This is a genomic window from Streptomyces sp. P17, assembly GCF_032436805.1.
In the GTDB taxonomy this organism is placed as follows: Bacteria; Actinomycetota; Actinomycetes; order Streptomycetales; family Streptomycetaceae; genus Streptomyces.
In genome coordinates, this window is sequence record NZ_JAVRBF010000076.1 from 26391 (window position 1) to 34144 (window position 7754).

Here is a 7754-nt window from a genome sequence, read left to right on the forward strand (position 1 = left end):
GTTGGCAGATAACAAAAAATATTACTACCTAAAGCTAAAGGACAACTTTTTTGATAGCGATGAAATGATTGTCTTGGAAAGCATGCCAGATGGCTATATCTACTCAAACATTTTGCTAAAACTCTACCTCAGGAGCTTAAAGTACGATGGACGGTTGATGTTTAACGATCGGATCCCGTTTAACTCAACGATGTTGGCCCAGATTACACGTTGTAGTGTAGGTGACATTGAAAGAGCTATCAAAATCTTTGAGAGCCTTAACCTGATTGAAATACTAGATAACGGAGCAATTTACATGCTCGAAATTCAGAATTTTATCGGTGAATCTAGTACCGAAGCAGACCGGAAAAGAGCTCAAAGAAATAAAATTGATGCCGAAAAAAGCTACTTACTTTTGTCAGAGGGCACAAAGACAAATGTCGGACAAATGTCCAGACAAATGTCGGACAAATGTCCAGATGGCAGTAGTGAAAATGGCGTTAAATCAACGATTGTCGATGGAGGAAGACAAATGTCGGACAAATGTCCACCAGAGATAGAGTTAGAGATAGAGAAAGAGATAGATATAGAGAGAGATAGAAAAGATGATCGGGTTCTGAAAAAACCGAAACCCAAAATCATCCGTCATAAATACGGAGAATATCAAAATGTACTGTTAAGCGATCAAGACAAGGAAAAGCTTATGTCAGAGTTTCCTCAAGATTGGCAGCAACGCATTGAGAGGCTGTCAGAGTATATGGCCTCAACTGGCAAATCATACAAAAACCATTTGGCGACGATCCGCAATTGGGCCAAGCGCGATGGTCAATCCACTAAGCAAAGCTTTGGTAGCAAAGTTAAACCAAGCGAGCAGCTAAGGGATTGGGACCAGTATCAACCACCAGTGGATCAAAATAAGCAGGCAGAGCTTGATCGCAAGATGGCCCAATTCTTACAGGAGGACTAAAAATGCTAAACATGAGAGTGCTGGACTATCGCATTACGAGCGATAGCAACCAGGTAACGGTCAATAAAGTTCGTCGGACCGAGGACGGCGAAATCTCAACAAGGATAGAAAATGACGGAGCGGAAAAAGAAAATTTAGCGCTTGTCGGATACTATTCGACGCTAAGCAAAGCTCTGAGGGGCATACAGCGTGACTACGTGCTTTCAGATGGCATTGAGATACAAACAGTAGGGGAGTATCGAAAAGCGCTAGAATCGTTCACTAGGACGCTAGAAAACGATTTGGAAATTAAGGAGGAATTTTGATGATTAATAATGTCGTATTAGTCGGACGGCTAACGAAAGATCCAGATTTGCGTTATACCGGCAACGGAACAGCTGTAGCAGCCTTTACTATGGCGGTAGAGCGCAGCTTTAACGGCGCCGATGGACAAAAGCAAACAGACTTTATCAGCTGTGTCGTGTGGCGTAAGCAGGCTGAAACGTTGGCTAATTACACACGTAAAGGCTCGTTGCTAGGTGTTCAAGGACGCCTGCAAAGTCGTAGTTACGATAACCAACAAGGACAGAAAGTTTTTGTGACCGAAGTGGTCGTTGAGGAATTCCAATTTTTGGAAACAAAAGCGCAGTCTGAACAGCGCCAGCAAGCGCCAGCTGGTAACGGGAATTATGGTAGTCCATCAACGCCACCAAATCAAAATGGGTATAGCAATCAAAACAATGGCTATAGCAATAATCAAAACGGCGGGATGCCAAGTTTTGCTCGAGGGGCATCACCAATCGACATCTCTGACGATGATCTGCCGTTCTAAGTAACGGTGCAAGCCCACAGAAAGGAGCTGGCACATGATCACAAAAAATTTATCAACTAGGGGAAATGTAAATGCTGAAAACAGGGTAAGTAAGGGAATTGTACAGATCGCAAGAACTACGAGAGTTTGCGGTGATTGGTGGGCAAACTGTCGTCGGAAGGTTAGTGATATACCGTCCGTATAGTCGTGTGGCCGTCGTGGAATCCGTTGGCGGTCAACGGTATTTAGTTAGGACCTACAGTCGCAAGGCGACCAATCTAGACGCGATTGGGATGCCAAAAAAGAGAAAAGGTGTCGGTCATCCTGGACAAAAATACAAGGTGACCTATCCAGATGGGCATTCTCAAATTTTTAACAGTGCGACTGAGGTGTGCAAGGCATTTAACCATAACGGCAGTGCGGTAGCACATCTTAAAAGAACAAAAAAAGCAGACGGGCACGTTATTGAAAAATCATAGCTACACGGAGGGAAGGATATGCAAAAAACGAAAAATAGAGCTGCTTTATTGGCGATATTAGCGTTGTGCTTGGTGTCATTATTGAGTATGGCAGCAATGGTTGTCGGACAGCAGCGAGAAATCGACATGCTTCATCAAAAGTTGACAGTAGCGCGCTATGAAATAGTCGATAAAGTCAATCGGATCTACGAATTAAATCTGCGATTGGAGCGGAAATGATGGGTAAGCGCGGGAAGCAATATAGAGATCTGAATGATGACTGCTTGCCCGACGAATGTATCGTAAAACTAAGTCGCCACTCCTCAAACGCATACATGTGGCGCAGAGGCCGCTTGTATCTTTACCCACTCAATGGACAGGACAAGGTGTTGATTGAGCCGTTGATATCAGACGGCAATATTGTGAGTGTAATCAAAATTGCGGATAGTTTTGAGGAGTATAAAAACCGGTTAACTGTCCGTTAACCTCAGACTTAAAGGAGTGAAGAGAATGAAAGTTTGGGCGATTTTTTCAATCGAAAACGAATACAACCAACCTAAAAATAATCTGGTTAGGTTATACAAAAATAAACCTACAGTTCGGCAATTAAACGCTTGGTGGTGCGAATACGTAGATTAGGGGTATAACAAACAGGAACTGCTGAAACAACTCGTCTCTGGTGAGTCTGTTCGGTTCCATCCTTATGGAGCAGAATATCGAATAGAGGAAGTGGTAGAGGTAGACGAGCTAGACGAGCTAGACGATACAGACCGTGGCGAGGGCGGCTTTGGGAGTACGGGGATATGAGGATGAAAGTCGTGAGGGCGTATGACTAAGGAGGAACAAAAATGAAAGTAAGCGAAGCAATCGACCGATTAGAAGTCGGCGAAACAGTTTGGGTGAAAGGGAAAGTCATGGATAAAAATGACACTGAGTTTCCTATTCAGATTGGCGGTAAGGGTTACGCACTTAATACTCGGGCTAACCGTGATGTTGAAATCTCCCTCACCGAACCACAAGCCGAGAAGGTAGAAGTTCCTGATTTTGTGGCAGAGTGGTTAAAAACTAATAAGTATTCGACCGACATATATGACCTGTTTCAAGCTGTAGAATATGCCACCGATTCGGATGGGTTTATTCCGGAAAATTGGAAATGGTGCGGAGAGTTTTATGATTGGGTAAGCCAAGAGTCTGATACTCTTTATATTTTGTCTGATGCTATTAGATACGGCTACACTGTCAAGTCGAAGCGGTGGGTGGTTAAGGCTGGTGATTACCACAGCACATATGTTGACAGTCTCACCATCACCTCGGAAAAATCGCGCCATACAATCAGTGGAAAAGAGAAAGCACATTATTTCACCGACCGATCCAAAGCTGAGGCGGTCGCTACGTTGGTTGATGGGAGTGTGGAGGAGGTATGAGTGTAAATTTCACCGAAGATGAATTTTTAACAATAATCGACTGGTTTAATGGATATTTAAGTCGTTATTACAATAATGAGTTTGACAAGATGCCAGAGTGTCAACAAGCCGTAATTAACAAGGTGCTTGCGGCATATTTCGAGGCTATCGATGGCCAAGTTGAGGAGGCAGCGGAATGATAAACGTTGAAATTAACGGCAAGCTAGTAGGGCAATGTGAATCAGCAGGTAAAGCGAGTTCTCCTCTTTTTAAAGACGTTATTGAACCTTGGATAGAAATCAGAGGCTTTATCGCGTCCTCTCCCTCTCTCACCGATGATCAGCTGGTCGTGTTGGAGTGGTTGAAGAAAAAAATGACAATAACTGATATAGAGCCTATTGAATTAATTTGGCGCCTTAGAGTTAACTCAACTAAAGAGGGTTATCGAGATATGCCAGTTTATAAGAGCTACAGATATATGACTAAAGCCGGACAATTCCAAGTCCTCGCTGCGTTTGCGGAATGGGGAAGCAAGGGGGGAAATCAATGATTACCAGATATCAAGAAAAGAAGCTATCGAAATGTTCCAAGGAGGAACTTATCCTGCTTTTGCAAGGCGAAATTGAGAATCGAGAGAAGTTAATTAAGCGGATTGAGAAAGAGTACACCTTGATTAACTCGAAGTTTGAGGATACGGAATACCCTAGCTACAAAGATACTTATCAGCAAGGTTATCTTGATGGCATGGAAACAGTCTCAAATATGGTGACTAATTTTTACCATTATGAGGAGGGCGAAGGATGATTAAGTTTAGAGCGTGGGTTAAACCTGGAGTGCTTTCGAATCATTTAGATGGTGTGATAGCAGAAGCAAAGCCAGATTTTATCGAAAGAGTCTGTTTGGTGAAACGAGATGATTTAATCGGGAATGAATGTTTCGACGAGATATTTGATTTTGACGACCTAATTCTCATGCAATCCACAGGTCTGAAAGACAAGAATGGCGTGGAGATTTACGTTGGCGATATTGTCATTTTGACTAGCAAGTCAATAAACTATGCCGATACCTATTGGAACAACTATGCAGAGGTTTTCCAACAACCAAACGGCGCCTATCGCTTGAGAGGCAAAGGGATATATGAGACGGAACTTTATGGCAACAGAAAGAAAGTAACGTTGACCGGTAATATCTATGAGACACCAGAATTGTTGGAAAACGACCGGTTTTGTACAGAGACAGATGACCCGGATTGTTAATCAAACCTTGGAGGAAGAATATGAAGCACTATCTAATTAAATACGGTAGGCACTATCTCCTGTCGGTTGATAGAAAAACAGACAAACATCCGTCTAAGTTAACGCTAGTAGAGTTTTTAAGAGCGGAGCAACATGGTACCAAAAAGAAAACGCGGACGAAATAATAAAAAGATATGGCGGTAAGTTAGTTGAGATTGAAGCTCCAATCCAATGGAATTAAATAGCTCCCTCTACCACTACTACATTTTAGGAGGCAGGCAGGTTGGCAGAATTAAGCAAGACAAAGTTAGCGAGTTTGGAAGAAGACTTCCGAAGCTATCACAAGATACCAAAACTGATTGCGGAAATTTTACTGGCAAACGAGTGGAAGCCGGAAGATGCTAACGCATGGATACGTGGCACGACAGGCCACACAGAAAAGGCTCTGACAGACTTAATCAAGCGAGAAGACAACAAGAGCTACCTCTACTACTCAAAGCTATACAGTGACATTAAACGGGCGTACGATAGCCTTAACTATGACTTGCAAGCTATTGTGGACGAATACCTGTGGGGAACATCAGACTACCTAGGATGGCACGAGATAGCCAAGAGAGAATGCTTTTCCGCATCGGCTATTTATAAAAAGAGATATAAGATTTTAGAGGCTTTGGCAATTGAGCAAGGAATTATCCAAAGAGTGGTCTAAAACGTGTGGTTGTCCACCGTGTCAAGGTGCTATAATAGTATTATCAAAAGTAGCGGGAAACAGACAGAACAGCTACGACATGAGATTTCCTCATGAAATCAATCCTTGAATGATGGTGTCTAGTTTCCCGTTTTTGCTTTTACAGTTAAATATAGGTGCTAGATTGAGTATGCTCTAGCTAAGTGTAGGGAATTTTAACAAGATACTAAACAGCCTAACTGTGGTCACTGTGGCGGAAGTAGAAGACGCAGAAGAGTCTGGCAGTAACGCATGGTGAAAGTCCATGCCGGTTGATAGTAGATAGCCACCACACGCCAGATCAAAACTATCGTGAGTGGGTCAGTGCCACTCCAGTGACGTAACGCATTAGAAACGTTAGGTTGATTCCGCATACTAGTTAAGTCGGGCGTAATATGATCGGACTGATAATCCGTACCATCCTAATTGTATTCTTTATAAGTCGTGGCGTGTAGCTCAGCGGCTAGAGCGTTTGGTGAATAGCCAGGAGGTCGCCGGTTCGAGTCCGGCCACGTCAATAGCAGGCGAAGCGAAGTACCGAAAGGGAAAAGAAGTAGTCTGCTTAACATTAAGTTGGACTTGCTAGGGATACGGCAAGTTGCCTTACGCGGGCTTTGTGAGCGGTCTGCGGTGAACGAATAGTAGCCGTAGTTAAATGAGTTTGCCACGACTGGAGGCGGTAGTCCAGTCCGGTGTCTATACATATACGGCAGTCCATTGCGGGCTGTCTATTTATTTAGGAGGTGTGCCATGGCTAGAGCAGACAAACAAGGACCCCACCGTGTGGCTTTTGAAAGAAACAAGAAGCGCATACTAAAGACAAAACACACCTGTGGAATCTGCGGTCAAGATGTAGACAAGACGCTTGCTTATCCGCATCCGTTGTCTCCAGTGATTGACCATATCATTCCAGTATCAAAAGGTGGTCATCCTAGTTCGCTAGAAAATTTGCAACTTAGTCACATGGGGTGTAATCGTCAAAAGTCAGATAAAATGTTTGAAAACCCAAGCGAACCGAAAGTATTAGGTAATAGGAACCTGCCACACAGCATAGATTGGACAACTTATAAAGCATAAAAAAAGCCAGACTATTTGTCTGACTTCTTCTTGTTTAGATATTCAATTAGTGCTTCATTTACTATCTTAGCTTGTGGAATCATAGTTTTATCCGAGTACTCACGTAACCGTTCTATCAGTTCCTCATCAAGTGTATAAGTAACTCTCTTCTTAGCCATTTAATGCACCTCCTTATAGATACAATATTGCCATACAAACATTGCAAATGCAAGTCTAATATGATACAATATAAGTATGTCAAGGAGGTAATAAGAATGATAAAGAGATGTGACATATGTAATACAGAGTTCAAAACAATAAACCCTATGAAAAAGTACTGTTCCCCAGAGCGTGCAAAGCAAGGCGTGAAGGTCAGAGGTGCCAATAGAAGGGGAGCTGATATTATAAAGGATTGCCCAATATGCGGGGAACGATTTGAGACAAGGAAGAATGGAGCACTAACAAAGTATTGTTCTAAAAATTGTTCTGATGAAGCTAGAAGAATAAGGAATAGGGATAGATGGAGAGAAGCTAACCCTGGGTGGGATGATGGAACTAACAAGGCATGTGAATGGTGTGGACAGGCTTTTACAGTACCAGCAAGGAATGCACACATAGCAAGATTCTGTAGTGAAGAATGCAAAAGCAGGTCAAAGGGTCATATGCCATTAGAAAAATATAAAATTATTTTAGAGAAGCAAAAACAAGACACTGCAGAAAGAAAAGAAAGACAGCGATTGATTAAAAAAATATATCAATTACTTAAAAAAAGAAATTAATATTAAAGAAAAAGAAATCGAGGAACAAAATAGAATTGCTTTATTAACAAGAGAGTGTGTAGAATGTGGAGATATATTTTATAATCCATCTCCTAATGTCTTAGTATGTTCCACAGAATGTAGTCGCAAACGAAACAGAAGAATATCAAGAACTATATACAAGGGGAGAATAAACAATAGTAACTTAGTGGATAAAAGCATTACATTAACAAAGCTATACAATAGGGATGATGGCATGTGTTACTTATGTGGCATACAATGTGATTGGGATGATAAAGTGATAACAGATAAAGGGTATACAATAGTTGGTAAAAGCTATCCATCAATTGAACATGTGATTCCTTTATCAAAAAATGGAAA

General features: G+C 42.0%; 13 protein-coding genes and 1 tRNA gene. 13 read left to right on the forward strand and 1 reads right to left on the reverse strand.

What is annotated here, in order from left to right:
* The first annotated feature begins 1 nt into the window (after position 1).
* The 12 genes from RMT89_RS34885 (at position 2) to RMT89_RS34940 (ending at position 6636) form a co-directional block, all read left to right on the forward strand.
* Positions 2-946 carry a phage replisome organizer N-terminal domain-containing protein gene (locus tag RMT89_RS34885; RefSeq protein WP_315887762.1) on the forward strand — a complete coding sequence of 315 codons (945 nt, stop codon included), beginning with the start codon at positions 2-4 and terminating at the stop codon, positions 944-946.
* A gap of 11 nt (positions 947-957) precedes the next feature.
* Positions 958-1251, forward strand: coding sequence for a hypothetical protein (locus RMT89_RS34890; protein ID WP_315887763.1), 294 nt, complete (start codon positions 958-960; stop codon positions 1249-1251).
* Complete coding sequence (gene ssb / locus RMT89_RS34895) at positions 1251-1757, forward strand: single-stranded DNA-binding protein (protein ID WP_315887764.1); 507 nt, start codon at positions 1251-1253, stop codon at positions 1755-1757. Before RMT89_RS34890 ends, ssb begins: the two co-directional genes overlap by 1 nt.
* Positions 1758-1945: 188 nt before the next feature.
* Complete coding sequence (locus RMT89_RS34900) at positions 1946-2215, forward strand: hypothetical protein (protein ID WP_315887765.1); 270 nt, start codon at positions 1946-1948, stop codon at positions 2213-2215.
* An 827-nt stretch (positions 2216-3042) separates the two neighbouring features.
* A complete protein-coding gene (locus RMT89_RS34905; protein WP_315887766.1) occupies positions 3043-3618 on the forward strand; it encodes a DUF1642 domain-containing protein in 576 nt (191 codons plus the stop codon).
* Complete coding sequence (locus RMT89_RS34910; protein ID WP_315887767.1) at positions 3615-3797, forward strand: hypothetical protein; 183 nt, start codon at positions 3615-3617, stop codon at positions 3795-3797. The genes RMT89_RS34905 and RMT89_RS34910 overlap by 4 nt, the downstream gene beginning before the upstream one ends.
* The gene (locus tag RMT89_RS34915; RefSeq protein ID WP_315887768.1) at positions 3794-4147 is read left to right on the forward strand and encodes a hypothetical protein; all 354 of its coding nucleotides are present in this window, start codon (positions 3794-3796) and stop codon (positions 4145-4147) included. The genes RMT89_RS34910 and RMT89_RS34915 overlap by 4 nt, the downstream gene beginning before the upstream one ends.
* The gene (locus RMT89_RS34920) at positions 4144-4401 is read left to right on the forward strand and encodes a hypothetical protein (protein ID WP_315887769.1); all 258 of its coding nucleotides are present in this window, start codon (positions 4144-4146) and stop codon (positions 4399-4401) included. The genes RMT89_RS34915 and RMT89_RS34920 overlap by 4 nt, the downstream gene beginning before the upstream one ends.
* Positions 4398-4853: a YopX family protein gene (locus tag RMT89_RS34925; RefSeq protein WP_315887770.1), complete on the forward strand. Its 456-nt coding sequence runs from the start codon at positions 4398-4400 to the stop codon at positions 4851-4853. Before RMT89_RS34920 ends, RMT89_RS34925 begins: the two co-directional genes overlap by 4 nt.
* 262 nt (positions 4854-5115) lie before the next feature.
* A complete protein-coding gene (locus RMT89_RS34930; RefSeq protein ID WP_315887771.1) occupies positions 5116-5541 on the forward strand; it encodes a hypothetical protein in 426 nt (141 codons plus the stop codon).
* 463 nt (positions 5542-6004) lie between these two features.
* Positions 6005-6077, forward strand: a tRNA-Ile gene (locus RMT89_RS34935).
* Positions 6078-6309: 232 nt separating this feature from the next.
* The gene (locus RMT89_RS34940) at positions 6310-6636 is read left to right on the forward strand and encodes an HNH endonuclease signature motif containing protein (RefSeq protein WP_315887772.1); all 327 of its coding nucleotides are present in this window, start codon (positions 6310-6312) and stop codon (positions 6634-6636) included.
* Positions 6637-6647: 11 nt separating this feature from the next.
* Here the strand turns inward: RMT89_RS34940 and RMT89_RS46130 are convergent, their stop codons facing one another.
* On the reverse strand, positions 6648-6794 hold the full coding sequence (locus RMT89_RS46130) for a ribbon-helix-helix domain-containing protein (protein ID WP_399495511.1): 147 nt from the start codon (positions 6792-6794) through the stop codon (positions 6648-6650).
* A gap of 96 nt (positions 6795-6890) precedes the next feature.
* On the opposite strand from RMT89_RS46130, the gene RMT89_RS34945 reads away from it, so the two are divergent.
* A complete protein-coding gene (locus RMT89_RS34945; protein WP_315887773.1) occupies positions 6891-7394 on the forward strand; it encodes a hypothetical protein in 504 nt (167 codons plus the stop codon).
* The last annotated feature ends 360 nt before the right edge of the window (positions 7395-7754 follow it).

Bases quoted from the DNA above. Each gene is read 5' to 3' on its own strand.
- RMT89_RS34890 (WP_315887763.1), top strand. From the start codon at position 958: ATGAGAGTGCTGGACTATCGCATTACGAGCGATAGCAACCAGGTAACG.
- ssb (WP_315887764.1), top strand. From the start codon at position 1,251: ATGATTAATAATGTCGTATTAGTCGGACGGCTAACGAAAGATCCAGAT.
- RMT89_RS34905 (WP_315887766.1), top strand. From the start codon at position 3,043: ATGAAAGTAAGCGAAGCAATCGACCGATTAGAAGTCGGCGAAACAGTT.
- RMT89_RS34910 (WP_315887767.1), top strand. From the start codon at position 3,615: ATGAGTGTAAATTTCACCGAAGATGAATTTTTAACAATAATCGACTGG.
- RMT89_RS34915 (WP_315887768.1), top strand. From the start codon at position 3,794: ATGATAAACGTTGAAATTAACGGCAAGCTAGTAGGGCAATGTGAATCA.
- RMT89_RS34920 (WP_315887769.1), top strand. From the start codon at position 4,144: ATGATTACCAGATATCAAGAAAAGAAGCTATCGAAATGTTCCAAGGAG.
- RMT89_RS34925 (WP_315887770.1), top strand. From the start codon at position 4,398: ATGATTAAGTTTAGAGCGTGGGTTAAACCTGGAGTGCTTTCGAATCAT.
- RMT89_RS34940 (WP_315887772.1), top strand. From the start codon at position 6,310: ATGGCTAGAGCAGACAAACAAGGACCCCACCGTGTGGCTTTTGAAAGA.
- RMT89_RS46130 (WP_399495511.1), bottom strand. From the start codon at position 6,794: ATGGCTAAGAAGAGAGTTACTTATACACTTGATGAGGAACTGATAGAA.
- RMT89_RS34945 (WP_315887773.1), top strand. From the start codon at position 6,891: ATGATAAAGAGATGTGACATATGTAATACAGAGTTCAAAACAATAAAC.